Genomic DNA, 15,232 nt, shown 5'->3' with positions numbered 1-15,232 from the left:
ACGCGGTCCCAACGCCGCGCGAGCTCTCTGGAAGGAGAGAATACATGACTAAGCATGCCAGCGAACCGGCACTTAAGCCGGATCGTCCTCAATTTTCGTCCGGTCCCACCGTCAAGTTTCCCGGCTGGTCCCTTGATAAGCTAAAAACCGATTCATTGGGTCGCTCGCACCGTTCGAGCATCGGCAAGGCGCGGCTGAAATATGCCATCGACTTGTCGAAGGAACTGCTCGGCATTCCCGATGATTTCCTCGTTGGCATTATGCCAGCATCGGACACCGGCGCGCTTGAATGCGCGATGTGGACCATGCTTGATCCGGCCCGCCCGGCGACGGTGGCGGCATGGGAAAGCTTCGGCAATGTCTGGATTCAAGACGCGGCCAAGCAGCTCAAGCTGCCCAAGCTGACTACGCTCGATGCCGATTACGGCGAAATCCCCGATCTCGCCTCGATCCCGCAGGACAACGATGTCGTCTTCACCTGGAACGGCACTACCAGCGGAGCGAAAATCCCTGATACCGACTGGCTTGCCCCCGGCCGCGAGGGCCTAGCCATCAACGATGCGACCAGCGCCATCTTCGCGATGGAAATGGACTGGGCCAAGCTCGATGCAACGACCTATAGCTGGCAGAAGGTCATGGGGTCGGAAGCGCAGCACGGGATGCTGATCCTCAGCCCCAAGGCGGTGGAGAGAATTGAAAGCTACGATCCCGAATGGCCTTTGCCCAAGCTGTTCCGTCTCAAGAAGGGCGGCAAGATCAACACCGGCATCTTCGAAGGCGCGACTATCAACACACCTTCGTTGCTGGCGACCGAGGACTATATCGCGGCGCTCGAATGGGCGAAGTCGATTGGCGGGCGGCAGGCGATGTTCGAACGCGCCAACGCCAACGCCAAGATCGTGAGCGACTGGATCGAGAGCACGCCGTGGCTGCGCAATATGGTCGCCGATCCAGCCATGCGTACCAACACCGGCGTGTGCTTTCGCTTCCAGGGCGAGTGGTACGAAAGCCTATCCGCAGAGGACCAGGCAGCGGTGCCCAAGACAATCGCCAAGATGCTCGAAGAGCGCGACGTGGGCTATGATTTCAACGGCTATCGCGACGCTCCGCCGTCCCTGCGCATCTGGTGCGGCGGCACGGTCGAGCAGGAGGACCTGAAGCGCCTGCTGCCGTGGATCGAATGGGCTTACGAAAGCCTCAAGCACGGCTGATCGGTTGACGGCCCTGCTGCATTGTCAGCACGGGTCGACACCGTCCCCCATCACAATTCTGTCCGGCAATAGCCGGATTTTGACGAGGAGATTTCGTCATGAGCAAGCCCAAGGTTCTGATTTCCGACAAGATGGATCCCAATGCCGCGCGCATTTTCGAAGAGCGCGGTTGCGATGTCGACGTGATCACCGGGGAAACCCCCGAACAACTCGCCGCGCGGATCGGCGAGTACCAAGGTCTCGCCATCAGGTCCTCGACCACGGTGACCAAGGAAATCCTCGACGCCGCGACGAACCTCAAGGTCATCGGCCGCGCCGGGATCGGGGTCGACAACGTCGACATCCCCTACGCCAGTGGCAAGGGCGTGGTGGTGATGAACACGCCGTTCGGCAATTCCATCACCACCGCCGAACACGCCATCGCGCTGATCATGGCAGTGGCTCGCCAGATCCCCGCCGCTGATCGCCGCACCCAGGCCGGCGAATGGCCCAAAAGCGATTTCATGGGCGTCGAGGTTACCGGCAAGACGCTGGGCCTGATCGGCGCCGGCAACATCGGTTCGATTGTCGCCAGCCGCGCGCAGGGGCTCAAGATGAAGGTAATCGCCTTCGATCCGTTCCTGACAGACGAACGCGCAGTCGAAATCGGGGTGGAGAAGGTCGACCTCGACGCGTTGCTCGAGCGGGCCGATTTCATCACGCTCCACACCCCGCTGACAGACGAGACGCGCAATATCCTCAGCCGCGAAAACCTGGGAAAGACCAAGCAGGGCGTTCGCATCGTCAATTGCGCGCGTGGCGGACTGATCGACGAAGAAGCTCTCAAGGACTTGCTCGAAACCGGCCACGTCGCGGGCGCCGCTCTCGATGTGTTCGCCTCCGAACCGGCTACGAACAGCCCACTGTTCGGCACGCCCGGCTTCATCTCGACTCCGCACCTGGGGGCATCCACGACCGAGGCGCAGGTCAATGTCGCGCTGCAGGTGGCCGAGCAGATGGCCGATTACCTCGTCAATGGCGGCGTCACCAATGCGCTCAACATGCCCAGCCTCAGCGCCGAGGAAGCTCCCAAGCTCCGGCCCTATATGGCGCTGGCGGAAAATCTCGGCTCGCTGGTCGGGCAGCTTTCCCACGGCAACCTGCCCAAGATCAGTATCGAGCTCGAAGGCGATGCCGCCGAACTCAATCCCAAGCCGATCACCGGCGCGGTTCTGGCCGGCCTCATGCGGCGCTATTCGGACAGCGTGAACATGGTCAACGCACCTTATCTGGCAAAAGAACGGGGGATCGAGGTGCGCGAGATTCGCAACAGTCACGAAGGCGTGTTTCACACGCTGGTGCGTGTGACCGTTGCCACCGATGCCGGCGACCGTTCGGTAGCCGGCACGCTGTTCGGCAACGGCAACCCCCGGCTGGTCGAGATTTTCGGCATCGGTATCGAGGCCACTCTGGAAGGCGACATGCTTTACATCGTCAACGACGACGCCCCCGGCTTCATCGGTCGCATCGGCTCGCTTATGGGGGAGAACGGCATCAATATCGGCACCTTCAACCTAGGCCGGCGCGAGGCAGGCGGGGAAGCGGTCCTGCTGCTAAGTGTGGACCAGCCGATCACTCCGCAGGTCGTCGACCAGGCCTGCAAGGTCGAGGGCGTGCGGGTCGTCAAGCCACTGGCATTCTGAGTGCGGATGGGGCAGGGCGCGGCGCGTTATGACCGACACTGACGACCTGCTCCCCATCGGCCTGGAGGACCGCCTTCCAGCAGAGGCACGCAAGGCCACCCATGCCATGCGCGCAGGCCTGCGGGCGATGGACCTGTATGGCTATGACCGCGTTCGCCCGCCGCTGATCGAGTTCGAACGTGCCTTGGCCGGACGGATGGACGGCGTGAGCACCAGCCGCATGTTCCGCTTCGTCGATCCGCAGAGCCTGCGCACATTGGCGCTGCGTAGCGACATGACGCCGCAAATGGGCCGGATCGCTTCCACCGCGCTGGCCGACGCGGCCCGCCCGCTGCGGCTGTGTTATGCCGGCGAGGTCGCTACCATCACCGCCGACCAGCTCGATCCCTCGCGCCAACGCCTGCAATTGGGCGCGGAACTGATCGGGTCGGACAGCGCCGCTGCCGCGGGCGAGGTGGTGATGCTGGCGATCGAAGCGGTCGAAGCCATGGGCGCGTCCGGAATCTCGGTGGATTTCACGCTGCCCGATCTGGTCGATGTGCTGGCGGCCAAAGCCTATCCACTTGGCCCCGATCAGGCCGAAAGGGTTAGGCGCGAGCTGGACACCAAGGATGCCGGGGGCCTGCTTCAGGCAGGTGGCGAGGCATACCTGCCCTTGATTCACGCAGCCGGGCCCTTTGCCGATGCGCTGGAGAAGCTGCGTTCACTGGATGCAGGCGGCGCGCTGGCGAGCCGTATCGAAGGACTCGAAGAGGTTGCGGAACGGCTTGGCGAACGCGCCCGCCTGACGCTCGATCCAACCGAACGGCATGGTTTCGAATACCAGAGCTGGTTCGGCTTTACCCTTTATGCCGACGGCGCTCGTAGCGCCCTGGGCCGTGGCGGGACTTACTGGATCAAGGGTTCGGACGAGGCTGCGACCGGGTTTTCACTTTATCTCGATGCCTTGCTGCCCGCCTTGCCCGACGAAGCGCAGCGCCAAACTGTGTTTCTGCCGCAGGGGCATGATCGCGATGCCGCTGCCCGCTTGCGCAGCGAAGGCTGGCGCACCCGCGAGGCCGTCGGCCCCCAAGACGATCCCGCGGCGCTGGGCTGCACCCATGTCCTCGACGGGCACGCGCCGCGCACGCTCTAGCCTAGCAGAACTTGGCCGGATCGGGTCCGATCCGACCGTTGGCATCATCCATCGCGTCGATCCGATCCATCTGTTCGTCCGAAAGCGTGAAATCGAGTGCCTTGAAATTGGCCTCGATATGATCACGGCTCGAGGCCTTCGGGATCGGGCACAGGCCGTGCTGGATATGCCAGCGCAGGATGATGGCGCTGGCAGGATGACCGGTTTCTTCGGCCAAATCCTTGATCGTGCCTTCCGACAGGCCCTGGCCCTGGCCCAGTGGTGACCAGCTTTGCGTGACGATACCCATCTCCTCGTGAATCCGGCGCAATGCGCGCTGCTGGAAAGTCGGGTGCAATTCGATCTGGTTGAGAGCCGGGACGACGCCGGTCTCGTCGACGATTTGCTTGAGATCTTCTTCGCGGAAATTGGAGACCCCGATCGACTTGGCCTTGCTCTGATTTCGCAGTTCGATGAGCGCCTTCCAGGTGTCCACAAATTCGCCCTTGTCCGGACAGGGCCAGTGGATCAGCAGCATGTCGACATGGTCGCGGTCGAGGCGTTCGAGGCATTTCTCTGCAGCTTTCAGCGTCCGGTCGTAACCCTGACTCTCGTTCCAGATCTTGGTCTGGAGAAAGATGTCCGACCACTCCCCGATGCCCTCGCCGACGCCGCGTTCGTTCTGGTAGATGGCGGCGGTATCGACCAGCCAATAGCCGGTTTCGAGCGCCATTTTGACCGCCTGCGGAGCGTCTTCGTCCGGGATCTGGTAGGTCCCGAACCCCAATTGCGGGAGCTGGCGTTCGTCGTTGAGCGTGAGCAGCGGATAGTCAGTCATAAATTCTCCTTCACTGGGTCAATGAGAAACTCGGGCTTTGTTTCCGGTGAAATGCTTGCCCTGCGCCCCGGCTGGCCCTAACGCCCGCTGCGTTTCCAGCACCCGTCAGACATGCGAGCGTAAACAGAGAATGGCCAACGTCACCGTGATCGGCGCCCAGTGGGGCGATGAAGGTAAGGGCAAGATCGTCGATTGGCTGGCCGACCGTGCCGATGCCGTCGTGCGGTTCCAGGGCGGACACAACGCCGGCCACACGCTGGTGGTAGGCGGTACCACCTACAAATTAAGCCTGCTGCCGAGCGGCATCGTATCCGGCACGCTGTCGATCATCGGCAATGGCGTGGTGCTCGATCCCTGGGCGCTCAAGGCCGAGGTCGAGAAGCTCGAAGGACAGGGCGTGCGGATCGATGACGACAATCTCGCCGTTGCCGACAATTGTCCGCTGATCCTGCCATTGCATCGCGATCTTGATGGCCTGCGCGAAACCGCGGCGGGCAAGGGCAAGATCGGGACCACCGGGCGCGGTATCGGTCCGGCTTACGAGGACAAGGTTGGGCGCCGGGCGATCCGGGTCTGTGACCTCGAACATCTCGACGACCTCGAACCGCAGCTAGACCGGCTGTGCGCGCACCACGATGCGCTGCGCGCCGGCTTCGACCAACCCCCGGTCGACCGTGCCGCCTTGCTCGACGATCTGCGAGAAATCGCACCCTTTGTGCTGCGCTTTGCACAGCCGGTATGGAAGCGGCTGAAGAAGGTCCGCAAGGCCGGGGCCAAGATCCTGTTCGAAGGCGCCCAGGGCGTGCTGCTCGATATCGACCACGGCACCTATCCCTTCGTCACCAGCTCCAACACTGTCAGCGGCACTGCGGCGAGCGGTAGCGGGTTGGGGCCCAACGCCACCGGCTTCGTGCTGGGTATCGTCAAGGCCTATACCACGCGTGTTGGCAGCGGGCCGTTTCCGACCGAGCTCGATGACGAGATCGGTCAGGGGCTTGGCGAACGGGGCCATGAATTCGGCACAGTCACCGGGCGCCAACGCCGGGTCGGCTGGTTTGATGCCGTGCTGGTGCGCCAGACTTGCGCCATCAGCGGTGTGACCGGCATCGCGCTGACCAAGATCGACGTGCTCGATGGCATGAAAACGGTGAAGATCTGCACCGGCTACCGGCTCAAGAACAATGTCTACGACTATCTGCCGAGCCATGCCGCCAGCCAGGAAGCGGTCGAACCGATCTACGAGGAGCTTGAGGGCTGGAGCGAAAGCACCGCCGGTGCCCGGAGCTGGGCCGACCTTCCGGCCAATGCGATCAAGTATATCCAGCGCATCCAGGAATTGATCGAGACGCCGGTGGCGCTGGTTTCGACCAGTCCCGAACGTGACGACACCATCCTGGTCCGCGATCCTTTCTTGGATTGAACGGGTAGTGGAGGATAGGTTGCGGCGATGAACCGTCTGCTGATCCTGCCGTTCCTGCTGCTGCTCGCCGCGTGCGCGCCCACGACGAGTCCGGGAATTCTTCCCGCCGCCATGCCGGAGGTCGATTTCCTGCTGGTCGACAAGTCAGACCGCACGCTCACCCTTTTTCGCGAAGGTGCGGTGGTTCGCCGCTATACCGGCTTGCAGTTTGGCGATGCGCCTGTCGGTCACAAGCAATTCGAGGGCGACGAGCGCACGCCCGAAGGCCGCTACACAATCGATACCCGCAATCCCGACAGCGCATTTCACTTATCGCTGCGCGTCTCTTATCCGAACGCTGCCGATCGTGCCTTCGCCGAGGCCCAGGGACGCGATCCGGGTGGCGACATCTTCCTCCATGGCCAACCCAACGGGTTGCCACGCCATTTTCGCATGAGCGGTGATTGGACCGACGGCTGCATCGCGTTGACCAATGCCGAGATCGAGGAATTGTGGCGAGCGGTACCCGACGGAACACCAATAGAGATCCGATACTGACCCACTGCCGCATGGCTTGACTCGAGAACTGGACGTTCTACTCTTGTTCCAAACAAGGGGAGAGCAATGGGGCAGGCCAATTTCGAGTATGGCGACAGCAGCGTTTTCCGGGCCGACTGCGCCGTCTTGGCATCGCGTGCCTGGTTGCGGGCCGAGATCGCGCAGGATGCGCGCGCGGCCGGGCTGCAAATTATCCACGAGGCTGCGCTCGACTGCGGTCAGATTCCAGCCTGCGACCTGACGATCGTAGATTGTCCGACCCCGGATGCTGCTCAAATTGACCTGCTCGATGCCCTGGCCGACCGCACGGCGCGGTCGGGGCGATCGCTGTTGGTAAGCTGCACCCTGGGTTCGCTGGAAGATGTTTACGCCAGCCTTCCCCATGGCGATGTTCCGGTCCTGGTTGAACCCAATAGGGGTGAGCGCGTAATTGCCATTGGTACAATTTTATCGACACTTGGCGCGAAAGGGGTGCGCGAATTGTCGGAAAGGGACCGCTTGGAACTGGTACGGCTGGCCGAGCAGGTTGGCCGGCTTGCAGAACGGATCGAAGGTCGTGAACCCAGCAATCCGGAGACGTCCAGCGCATTTCGGTTCGAATCTCCCGCCATCGCCTATCGCGACCAGGGTGCTGACCGGTCTCACAAAAACACACGCTCGCGTCTGCCCGATCCACAGCTCGTGCGGGCCATCATTGCCCAGCGTCAGGCGCGGGCGAAATTTTTCTCCGACGACCTGTTTGCTGACCCGGCATGGGATATCCTGCTCGATCTCACAGCGGCAAGGGCAGAGGGCAAGCGCGTTTCGGTCACTTCGCTGTGTATCGCCAGCGGTGTACCACCGACAACGGCGTTGCGCTGGATCAGCCAGATGACCGAGGCTGGATTGCTGCAAAGGGTCGAGGACCAGCAGGATCGCCGCCGCGCTTTCATCGCGCTGACAGACAAGGCGGCCGAGGCGATGGCGCAGTACTTCGCCGAAGTCGGCGTGGGGGTTGCATTGCCGGTGTGAACGAACCCGGAGGGTTCAGACGCGCTCAATTACAATCACGAGTCCCTCGTAGCCGTCCGCATCCCCTGGCAATTCGCGGCGCAGTGCATCGGCGCGGGCACGGTTGAGTATGGCCGGCGGTATATCGGCCGCGTGAAGCACCACATCGGCTATGCCCAACAGCCTCGCTTGGCGCAGGGTCAGGTCTTCAGGGTCGTCGCTCTGCAACTGGATCACGGACGGTTCACTCGCTTCCGTATCGTCGGCTCCCGCGAGCCATTGATCGAGCCGGGCAGCGGAATCCGGATCGAGCGGGTCGAGTGGACCGCCTTCAGCCATCCCTGCGTCAACAGCGCGACGACGTTTATCGGCATCGGGCCAGCGCGAGCGCATCGCATCGCGCGCGCCGCGCAACTTCGCTGCCAATGTGCCCAGGGATTGCGGCAACAGCCGTTCGAGCCGCAGTCTGACGTGCTTGGCCAAACCCGCCGATGCACCGCTGGTCGAGATGGCGACTAGGACCGGTTCGCGGTCCAGGATACTCGGGGTCGTAAAATCGCACAATTCAGGTCTGTCGGCGACATTGACCAGCAGACCCATGGCGCGCAGCTTCTGGCAGGCTGCGCGGCTCGCGCGTTCGTCCTCCAGCGCGACAAAGGCGAGGGCCGCATGGTGCGCCTCGGCCTCGCTGCAGGGTATGCCGCCTGCGCGTTCGACAAGCCGCCGTTTGGCCTCTGCCATTGCTCTATCGCCGATTACCACGACGCGTTTGCCATCGATGCGATGAAACAGCGGCAGCGAACCTATTTCAGCCATTCGGGGACCCGCTCGGCATCCATGATGTCCCCCGCCTCGATGCGGTCCGCGACCACCGCGAAGCGACCACCATCGACGAGTACCTCGGCCACGAAGCCGCGCGAGTTGTAGCTCGACGCCATGGTTGCGCCATAGGCGCCGGCAGTGCGAAACACTGCGAGCCGACCGGATGGCAGCGCGTCGCATTCGCGGTCGCGGGCAAAGGTGTCGCCAGTTTCGCAGATCGGGCCGACAATGTTGGCGACCATCCTTTCGCCCGTGGGCTCGACGGCGTCAAAATCATGCCACGCGCCATAAAGTGCGGGTCTGGCCAGATCGTTCATCGCGGCATCGACGATGACAAAGGGAGGGCCATTGCCACCGCGCTTCACGCGGATCACGCGGGTCAGGAGCACGCCGGCATTGCCCGCGATGACGCGGCCCGGTTCGAATGTCAGGTGCACACCCCAATCGCCGGTCACGCGGGCCACCATTGCGCCATATTCGGCTGGCGAGGGGAGCTGTTCGCCAGCCTTGTACGGCACGCCCAGCCCGCCGCCGAGATCGACATGGGTGATCGTGTGGCCGCTCGCGCGCAGGTCCGCCACCAGATCTCCGACCTTGGAAAAGGCTGTTTCCAATGGCTCGAGGTCGGCCAGTTGGCTCCCGATATGGACCGCCACACCGCGCAGGTTCAGCCCGTCGAGTGATGCCAGCTCGGCATAGGCATCGCGGGCATGAACGAGAGAAATCCCGAACTTGTTCTCGGCCTTGCCGGTCGAAATCTTCTCGTGAGTCCCGGCATCGACGTCTGGATTGATTCGCAAGCATGCAGGTGCTCTCTCGCCGAGCTCGGCAGCGAGTTCAGCCAGTTCTCGGCCTTCCTCGCGCGATTCGATATTGAACTGGCCGATGCCCTTTTCGAGCCCCAGCGCCAGTTCGGCGCGGGTCTTGCCGACGCCGGAGAAGACGATCTTTGCTGGCGCCATCCCTGCCGCCAGCGCCCGGCGCAATTCGCCGCCGGAAACCACGTCGGCGCCGAAACCTGCGCGCTGCAGCACCTTGAGGACGGCCAGGTTGGGGTTGGCCTTGACGGCGAAGGCGATCAGCTTGTCCGGCACTTGCGCCAATGCTTCGGTGAAAACGCGTGCATGACGTTCCAGCGTGGCGCGCGAATAGACGTAAACGGGCGTGCCCACATCCTCGGCTATCTGCGGGAGCGGGACATCCTCGGCGTGCAGGACGCCATCGATCAGGCGGAAATGGTCCATGCGCGTTCCCATGACGCCCGCTTCACGCGGAGTCGAGACAGCTTAGCTGTTAATTTGGCTATCTGGGCTACGCCCGGGCGCAGGTCACTCCGGGGGAAGATCGAAAGGATCATCCTCGCGTTCTTCCGAACGGCGCCGCAGTTCGACGCTGCGTTCGGGTGCGGCCAGCGTATCGGGTTCGAGCAGTTCGGCGGGCGTGGGTTGCCGTGCCATACCGAAGGGGGCCGGCGGCAAGTTTTGTCCTGCCTGCGGCTTGAGATCAGCCTGCTGGCCGCAAGCGGCAAGACCCGCAAATGCGAGCAGGGCGACAGAAAGAACGATTGCGCGCATCACGACTCCATGCCCAGCGCCTTCCGCGCCATGGCGACTTGCTCCCTTACCCGAACGGGGGCGGTCCCACCATAGGAGTTACGCGCCGCAACCGATGCATCGAGGGTCAAGACCTTACGAACCCGCTCGTCCAGCCGAGCGTCGATGCCGCGCAGATCATCCAGCGACAGGTCCTCCAGCGTGCACGCCTTGGTATCGGCCAATTTTACCGCCGCGCCGGTGACGTGATGGGCTTCGCGGAAAGGAATATCGGCTTCGCGCACGAGCCAGTCTGCAAGATCGGTTGCGGTTGCATGGCCAAGCCCGGCGGCAGAGCGCATCCGGTCGGTGTCGAATGTTGCCCCTTCGATCATCCCGGCCATCGCCGCCAGGCACAGGTCGAGCAGGCCGGCAGCTTCGAAGACAGGCGGCTTGTCGTCCTGCATGTCCTTGGAATAGGCGAGCGGGAGGCCTTTCATCGTCACCATCAGCGCAGTCGCGGCACCGATAATCCGGCCGGAATGGCCGCGCACAAGTTCAGCGGCATCTGGGTTTTTCTTTTGCGGCATGATCGAACTGCCGGTCGAAAGGCTGTCGGGCAGGCGGACGAAGCCGAAGGGCTGGCTCGCCCACAGGATCAGTTCCTCGGCCAGCCGTGACAGGTGCAGCGCGCACTGGCTTGCCGCCTGCAGGTAATCGAGCGCGAAATCACGGTCGGAAACGGTGTCGAGGCTGTTGGCGGTGGGACGCGCGAAGCCGAGCGCTCGCGCCGTCATATCGCGGTCGAGATCAAACCCCGTGCCGGCCAGCGCAGCCGCCCCCAGCGGACATTCGTCGCCCCGCGCGGCATTGTCGGCAAAGCGCGAGGCATCGCGGCGCAGCATCTCGTAGTAAGCCAGCAGGTGATGACCGAGCGTGACTGGTTGGGCAGTCTGCAAATGCGTAAAGCCGGGCAAGACGCTGGCGGAGTGCTCGTCGGCGCGGGCAACCAGAGCCCGTTGCAGCGCGGCGACACCGTCGCGGGCACGGGCAGTGGCCTCGCCGACCCACAGGCGAAAATCGGTCGCCACCTGGTCGTTGCGGCTGCGCGCGGTGTGCAACCGGCCGGCGACCGGGCCGATCAATTCGGTCAGCCGCGCCTCGACGGTCATGTGGATGTCTTCAAGGTCCCAGTCCTCGGGTACGCCATCGCGCTCATACTCGGCGGCGACCTTCTGGAGGCCGTCGTCGATCGCCTTGGCGTCGTCCTCGCTGACGATGCCTTGCTTCGCCAGCATGGACACATGTGCGCGGCTGCCGGCGATATCCTGCCGCCACAGCGCCTTGTCAAACGGTATCGAGGCGTTGATTTCGCGCATGATGGCGCTAGGCCCCTCGGCGAACCTGCCGCCCCACATCTGGTTGGAGCCACCTGTGTCCCGTTTATCGCTCACGCTCGCCACATTCCTTTTGGTGCCTGCTGGCATTTTCATGCTTGCAGGGTGCGATAGGGCCGCGCCGGAAGCCGCGCAAGGCGAGGGCGCATTGGCGGGCGACAAGGGCAGCTTGGCTGGCGAAGTCGACCGCCGCTATGCCGGCGAGCTGATGCCTGCCGTGACCGTGAACTTGCCCGACGGGCGCGAACTCAATCTCGGCGCGCTGCAAGGGCAGCCGGTGCTGGTCAATCTGTGGGCGACCTGGTGTGCGCCCTGCAAGAAGGAAATGCCGTTGCTCGATGCGCTGGCGCAAGAGCGCGAAGGGAGCCTGCGCGTCCTGGCCGTGAGCCAGGACAAGCAAGGCGCAAACGTGGTCGAGCCCTATTTCGCCGCCGCCAAGTTCGCGAAACTGCAACCGTGGCTCGACCCGCAGGCCAAGCTGCTCGAGCATTTCGGTGACGGCTTGCCGATCACCATCCTCTATGACGCCAGTGGCCGGGAAGTTTGGCGCATCGAGGGCGATTACGATTGGGGCAGCGCCGAAGCGGCCGGCCTGATCGACGAGGGCGTGGATTAGTTTTCCGGTAAATGAAAATGGTGGGCGATGACGGGCTCGAACCGCCGACCCTCTCGGTGTAAACGAGATGCTCTACCAACTGAGCTAATCGCCCTCTCCGCAATGCGGGAAGAGCGCCCACATAGCGCGCAGGCGTTCAAAATCAATTGCCAATCGCTCGGCAGCGATTAGGGGCACGGACATGGCAGCACCCAATCTTCGCATTCTTGCAACCGGTGGTACGATTGCCGGTATCGCTGGTTCCGCCATCGCCAATGATTATCGCTCGGGTGAAATCGGGATCGAGGACTATCTCGAGAAGGTAGGCGCGCTTGGGCTCGACGCGGAACTGACGGGACACCAGATCGCCAATATCGATTCCGCGGATATCGCAGGCAGTGTCTGGAACCCGCTCCACGCGGCCATCATGCAAGCGCTGGCCGATGCCGACTGTGGCGGCGTGATCGTCACCCATGGCACCGATACGCTGGAAGAGACCGCGTTCCTGCTCGACCTTACACTGCCCGCAACCAAGCCGGTGGTGCTGGTTGGGGCGATGCGGCCCGCCGATGCGGTCGGCTATGACGGCCTGCGCAATTTCGCCAACGCGGTGCGGGTCGCGGCCGATGCCGATGCCGCCGGGCGCGGAGTGCTGGTGGTGATGGGTGACCGGTTGTTTGGCGCGCGCGACGTAACCAAGGTGCGTACGCGCGGGGCCGATGCATTCCGCGGTTTCCCACGCGAATCGGTCGGGCTGGTGACGCCGTCATCGCTAGAATGGTTCGGCGCCCCCTGGCGCAGCGGCAGCGAGGCTGGTTTCGCATGGCACGAGACGCTGCCGGAAGTGGCGGTGGTTTATGTCCATGCCGGGCTGAGGGCCGAACAGGTCGCGCGGCAAATTGGCAGCGATACGCGGGGCGTGGTGCTGGCGGGCGTGGGTGAGGGCAATATGCCCGAGGACGTGCGCGCGCTGCTGGTCGAACGTCGCGCCGATGGTCTGCCGGTAGTCCGCGCAAGCCGGGCCGGTGAAGGTCTGGTCGACCGCGAACCGGAGGACGATGCCACGGGTTTCGTCGCCGCCCGGGCGCTCAACCCGCAAAAGGCGCGGATATTGCTGCAACTTCTGATCGCCGAAGGGATAGAAGACCCCTCGGCGATCCAGCAGGCATTTGACGGCGGCTAGCGCTCCTGATCAGGACCAGGGCGTAACGAGATATTTCTCGCCGGTTTTCATGGCGCGATAATCGGTCACCGCGTCCTTGCTCAGCATTTCTTCCAGGTTCACCCGGCGCTTGTAGCTGCTGGCGAAGGTAGTGGTGAGGTTGTCGAGCACGCGTTGACGCATACGCATCATCGTCTCCATGCCCGCCTGAGCCAGGAATGGCGTCAGCAGCCAGCCCGACAGCGTCCAGCCGAAGCCATAGCTGGGTGTCAGGATGGTCGGTCCGAGATCGAGCCGGCCATAGATGAACATCCGCTTCTGCTGGTTAGAGCCATAGCGCGAATATTCGGTCATCTTGGATACCGCGACCTGCTCCATCGCCTTGAACACGTTGTCGGTGGCCTGCCCGCCGCCGATCGGGTCGAAGCCGTAGAACGCGTCCGTGGCGTCGATCGCTTCGCGCAATTGCTTCATGAAGTCGTCGTCGCTCGAATTGACGACATGCTTCGCGCCGAGACCCTTGAGCAAGTCGACATGTTCGGCCTTGCGGACGATGTTGACCAGTTCGAGCCCGTCTTCCTGACAGATCTTGACCAGCATCTGCCCCAGATTGGAGGCAGCAGCGGTGTGGACGATGGCTTTCTGTCCGTCCATTTTGGCATTCTCGGCAAAGCCCAGCGCGGTCATCGGGTTGACGAAGGCGCTGGCGCCGTCCTCTGCCGAATGGTCGCCCAGCGGCAAGCACATGGCGGCATCGGCAATCACGTACTGGCTATAGGCATTTCCGGGCACGCAGGCGACGCGCTGTCCGTCGAGCGCCTTGGCCATGTCGCTGTCGCCGGTGGCAACGACAGTGCCCGCACCTTCGTTACCGGCAGCCAGTTTCTGCCCATGGCGCGCTTTTGACCCGGTGTTGAACGGTTCGGGCATTTTGGCGACGAACTTGCCCTTGGAGTATTCGGCATTCTCGAGGTCGGCCGCACCGGTCAGGATGGCCAGATCCGACGGGTTGATCGGGGCTGCTTCCATTTTCACCAGTACCTGGTTGCCCTTGGGCTGGGGTACGGTGACTTCCTCGATTTCGACCGTGAGCGTGCCGTCCGCTTCCAGGGTGGTGAATAGCTGTTTGCCGGTGGTGCTCATCAGGTCGTCTCCTCGGGTGTATTTCTTTGGGGCGGATTATCTTCGGGGTAGTCAGCGGCCACGAAGTAGAGGCCATGGGGTGGGGCGTTCAACCCCAATTGCTGCCGGTCACGGGCAAGCAAAACTTGTTCGATCCGTTCTTCGGGCCATCGACCCAGGCCAACCAGCGTCAGGCATCCGACCATTGAACGGACCTGGTGATGGAGGAAACTGCGTGCGGCGGCATGGATCAGGACGTGTTCGCCGTTGCGCTCTACATCAAGCCGGGCAAGCGATTTGACCGGATCGCGCGATTGGCAATGGGCGGAGCGGAAGGTGGTGAAATCGTGACGGCCGACCAGCGCCTGCGCCGCCCGGTGCATGGCCTCATGGTCGAGAGCCTGCGGCACCTGCAAGGCGCGGTTCTTCTCCAGCGTCAGCGGCGCCCGGCGATTGGCGATGCGATAGACATAGCTGCGTCCGACGCAGGAAAAGCGCGCGTGCCAGTCATCCGGCACGATTTCGCAACGCGTAACCGCGATCGGATCCGGCCGCATGTGCGCATTAAGCGCACCCATCATGCGGAACGGCGTCAGCGCGCTGTCGACATCGAAATGGCTTCGCATGGCGAGCGCATGGACCCCGGCATCGGTGCGCCCGGCGCTGTGCAGGGTGACCTGCTCGCCCGTTACCGCCTGCGCAGCATTCTCGACGGATTGCTGGACGCTCGGCCCGTGCTTCTGCCGTTGCAGTCCCTGGAATGGGGTCCCGTCGAATTCGAGAGTGAGCGCGAAACGTGGCAAGCGGGTT

The 15,232-nt window shown here is 63.2% G+C and carries 15 protein-coding genes and 1 tRNA gene; 8 read left to right on the top strand and 8 right to left on the bottom strand.

What is annotated here, in order from left to right:
• Window positions 1-44: 44 nt before the first annotated feature.
• The 3 genes from ACXYL9_RS11700 to ACXYL9_RS11690 all read left to right on the top strand — a co-directional run bounded on the left by ACXYL9_RS11700 (window position 45) and on the right by ACXYL9_RS11690 (window position 4,028).
• Window positions 45-1,211, top strand: coding sequence for a phosphoserine transaminase (locus tag ACXYL9_RS11700; RefSeq protein WP_459039666.1), 1,167 nt, complete (start codon window positions 45-47; stop codon window positions 1,209-1,211).
• Window positions 1,212-1,309: 98 nt separating this feature from the next.
• Window positions 1,310-2,893, top strand: a complete 1,584-nt coding sequence (gene serA / locus ACXYL9_RS11695) for a phosphoglycerate dehydrogenase (RefSeq protein WP_459039665.1) — start codon at window positions 1,310-1,312, stop codon at window positions 2,891-2,893.
• Between the two features lie 28 nt (window positions 2,894-2,921).
• Entirely contained in the window at window positions 2,922-4,028 is a 1,107-nt protein-coding gene (locus ACXYL9_RS11690; protein ID WP_459039664.1) for an ATP phosphoribosyltransferase regulatory subunit, read from the top strand.
• 1 nt (window position 4,029) lies between these two features.
• On the opposite strand, the gene ACXYL9_RS11685 is transcribed toward ACXYL9_RS11690, so the two are convergent.
• Complete coding sequence (locus ACXYL9_RS11685) at window positions 4,030-4,845, bottom strand: aldo/keto reductase (protein ID WP_459039663.1); 816 nt, start codon at window positions 4,843-4,845, stop codon at window positions 4,030-4,032.
• 130 nt (window positions 4,846-4,975) lie between these two features.
• On the opposite strand from ACXYL9_RS11685, the gene ACXYL9_RS11680 reads away from it, so the two are divergent.
• The 3 genes from ACXYL9_RS11680 to ACXYL9_RS11670 all read left to right on the top strand — a co-directional run bounded on the left by ACXYL9_RS11680 (window position 4,976) and on the right by ACXYL9_RS11670 (window position 7,813).
• Complete coding sequence (locus tag ACXYL9_RS11680) at window positions 4,976-6,265, top strand: adenylosuccinate synthase (protein ID WP_459039662.1); 1,290 nt, start codon at window positions 4,976-4,978, stop codon at window positions 6,263-6,265.
• Window positions 6,266-6,292: 27 nt separating this feature from the next.
• Window positions 6,293-6,802: a L,D-transpeptidase family protein gene (locus ACXYL9_RS11675; RefSeq protein WP_459039661.1), complete on the top strand. Its 510-nt coding sequence runs from the start codon at window positions 6,293-6,295 to the stop codon at window positions 6,800-6,802.
• Window positions 6,803-6,868: 66 nt separating this feature from the next.
• Window positions 6,869-7,813: a winged helix DNA-binding protein gene (locus tag ACXYL9_RS11670; protein WP_459039660.1), complete on the top strand. Its 945-nt coding sequence runs from the start codon at window positions 6,869-6,871 to the stop codon at window positions 7,811-7,813.
• 15 nt (window positions 7,814-7,828) lie between these two features.
• Here ACXYL9_RS11670 and ACXYL9_RS11665 read toward each other — a convergent pair whose 3' ends face one another.
• The 4 genes from ACXYL9_RS11665 to argH form a co-directional block, all read right to left on the bottom strand.
• Complete coding sequence (locus tag ACXYL9_RS11665) at window positions 7,829-8,608, bottom strand: precorrin-2 dehydrogenase/sirohydrochlorin ferrochelatase family protein (RefSeq protein ID WP_459039659.1); 780 nt, start codon at window positions 8,606-8,608, stop codon at window positions 7,829-7,831.
• Window positions 8,596-9,858 carry a diaminopimelate decarboxylase gene (gene lysA, locus ACXYL9_RS11660; RefSeq protein WP_459039658.1) on the bottom strand — a complete coding sequence of 421 codons (1,263 nt, stop codon included), beginning with the start codon at window positions 9,856-9,858 and terminating at the stop codon, window positions 8,596-8,598. Before lysA ends, ACXYL9_RS11665 begins: the two co-directional genes overlap by 13 nt.
• A gap of 84 nt (window positions 9,859-9,942) precedes the next feature.
• Window positions 9,943-10,188, bottom strand: a complete 246-nt coding sequence (locus tag ACXYL9_RS11655) for a hypothetical protein (protein ID WP_459039657.1) — start codon at window positions 10,186-10,188, stop codon at window positions 9,943-9,945.
• Complete coding sequence (gene argH, locus ACXYL9_RS11650; protein ID WP_459039898.1) at window positions 10,188-11,564, bottom strand: argininosuccinate lyase; 1,377 nt, start codon at window positions 11,562-11,564, stop codon at window positions 10,188-10,190. Before argH ends, ACXYL9_RS11655 begins: the two co-directional genes overlap by 1 nt.
• Before the next feature lie 16 nt (window positions 11,565-11,580).
• Between argH and ACXYL9_RS11645 the strand changes: the two genes are divergently transcribed.
• Window positions 11,581-12,159 (top strand): TlpA family protein disulfide reductase, encoded by a 579-nt coding sequence (locus ACXYL9_RS11645; RefSeq protein WP_459039656.1) that lies wholly within the window; start codon window positions 11,581-11,583, stop codon window positions 12,157-12,159.
• An 18-nt stretch (window positions 12,160-12,177) separates the two neighbouring features.
• On the opposite strand, the gene ACXYL9_RS11640 is transcribed toward ACXYL9_RS11645, so the two are convergent.
• A tRNA-Val gene (locus ACXYL9_RS11640) sits at window positions 12,178-12,253 on the bottom strand.
• A gap of 87 nt (window positions 12,254-12,340) precedes the next feature.
• Between ACXYL9_RS11640 and ACXYL9_RS11635 the strand changes: the two genes are divergently transcribed.
• Entirely contained in the window at window positions 12,341-13,321 is a 981-nt protein-coding gene (locus tag ACXYL9_RS11635) for an asparaginase (protein ID WP_459039655.1), read from the top strand.
• 9 nt (window positions 13,322-13,330) lie between these two features.
• Here ACXYL9_RS11635 and ACXYL9_RS11630 read toward each other — a convergent pair whose 3' ends face one another.
• Window positions 13,331-14,443 carry a zinc-binding dehydrogenase gene (locus ACXYL9_RS11630; RefSeq protein WP_459039654.1) on the bottom strand — a complete coding sequence of 371 codons (1,113 nt, stop codon included), beginning with the start codon at window positions 14,441-14,443 and terminating at the stop codon, window positions 13,331-13,333.
• Entirely contained in the window at window positions 14,443-15,225 is a 783-nt protein-coding gene (truA, locus tag ACXYL9_RS11625) for a tRNA pseudouridine(38-40) synthase TruA (RefSeq protein WP_459039653.1), read from the bottom strand. Before truA ends, ACXYL9_RS11630 begins: the two co-directional genes overlap by 1 nt.
• Window positions 15,226-15,232 lie beyond the last annotated feature (7 nt).

It is taken from the genome of Qipengyuania sp. CAU 1752 (assembly GCF_054482615.1).
This window is presented reverse-complemented; position numbering and strand designations above follow the sequence as displayed.

Excerpts from the sequence above, each read along its gene's own strand:
- ACXYL9_RS11655 (WP_459039657.1), bottom strand. The coding sequence starts at position 10,188 with ATGCGCGCAATCGTTCTTTCTGTCGCCCTGCTCGCATTTGCGGGTCTT.
- ACXYL9_RS11680 (WP_459039662.1), top strand. The coding sequence starts at position 4,976 with ATGGCCAACGTCACCGTGATCGGCGCCCAGTGGGGCGATGAAGGTAAG.
- ACXYL9_RS11700 (WP_459039666.1), top strand. The coding sequence starts at position 45 with ATGACTAAGCATGCCAGCGAACCGGCACTTAAGCCGGATCGTCCTCAA.
- lysA (WP_459039658.1), bottom strand. The coding sequence starts at position 9,858 with ATGGACCATTTCCGCCTGATCGATGGCGTCCTGCACGCCGAGGATGTC.
- ACXYL9_RS11670 (WP_459039660.1), top strand. The coding sequence starts at position 6,869 with ATGGGGCAGGCCAATTTCGAGTATGGCGACAGCAGCGTTTTCCGGGCC.
- ACXYL9_RS11685 (WP_459039663.1), bottom strand. The coding sequence starts at position 4,845 with ATGACTGACTATCCGCTGCTCACGCTCAACGACGAACGCCAGCTCCCG.
- argH (WP_459039898.1), bottom strand. The coding sequence starts at position 11,564 with ATGTGGGGCGGCAGGTTCGCCGAGGGGCCTAGCGCCATCATGCGCGAA.
- ACXYL9_RS11635 (WP_459039655.1), top strand. The coding sequence starts at position 12,341 with ATGGCAGCACCCAATCTTCGCATTCTTGCAACCGGTGGTACGATTGCC.
- ACXYL9_RS11690 (WP_459039664.1), top strand. The coding sequence starts at position 2,922 with ATGACCGACACTGACGACCTGCTCCCCATCGGCCTGGAGGACCGCCTT.
- ACXYL9_RS11665 (WP_459039659.1), bottom strand. The coding sequence starts at position 8,608 with ATGGCTGAAATAGGTTCGCTGCCGCTGTTTCATCGCATCGATGGCAAA.
- ACXYL9_RS11630 (WP_459039654.1), bottom strand. The coding sequence starts at position 14,443 with ATGAGCACCACCGGCAAACAGCTATTCACCACCCTGGAAGCGGACGGC.
- serA (WP_459039665.1), top strand. The coding sequence starts at position 1,310 with ATGAGCAAGCCCAAGGTTCTGATTTCCGACAAGATGGATCCCAATGCC.
- ACXYL9_RS11675 (WP_459039661.1), top strand. The coding sequence starts at position 6,293 with ATGAACCGTCTGCTGATCCTGCCGTTCCTGCTGCTGCTCGCCGCGTGC.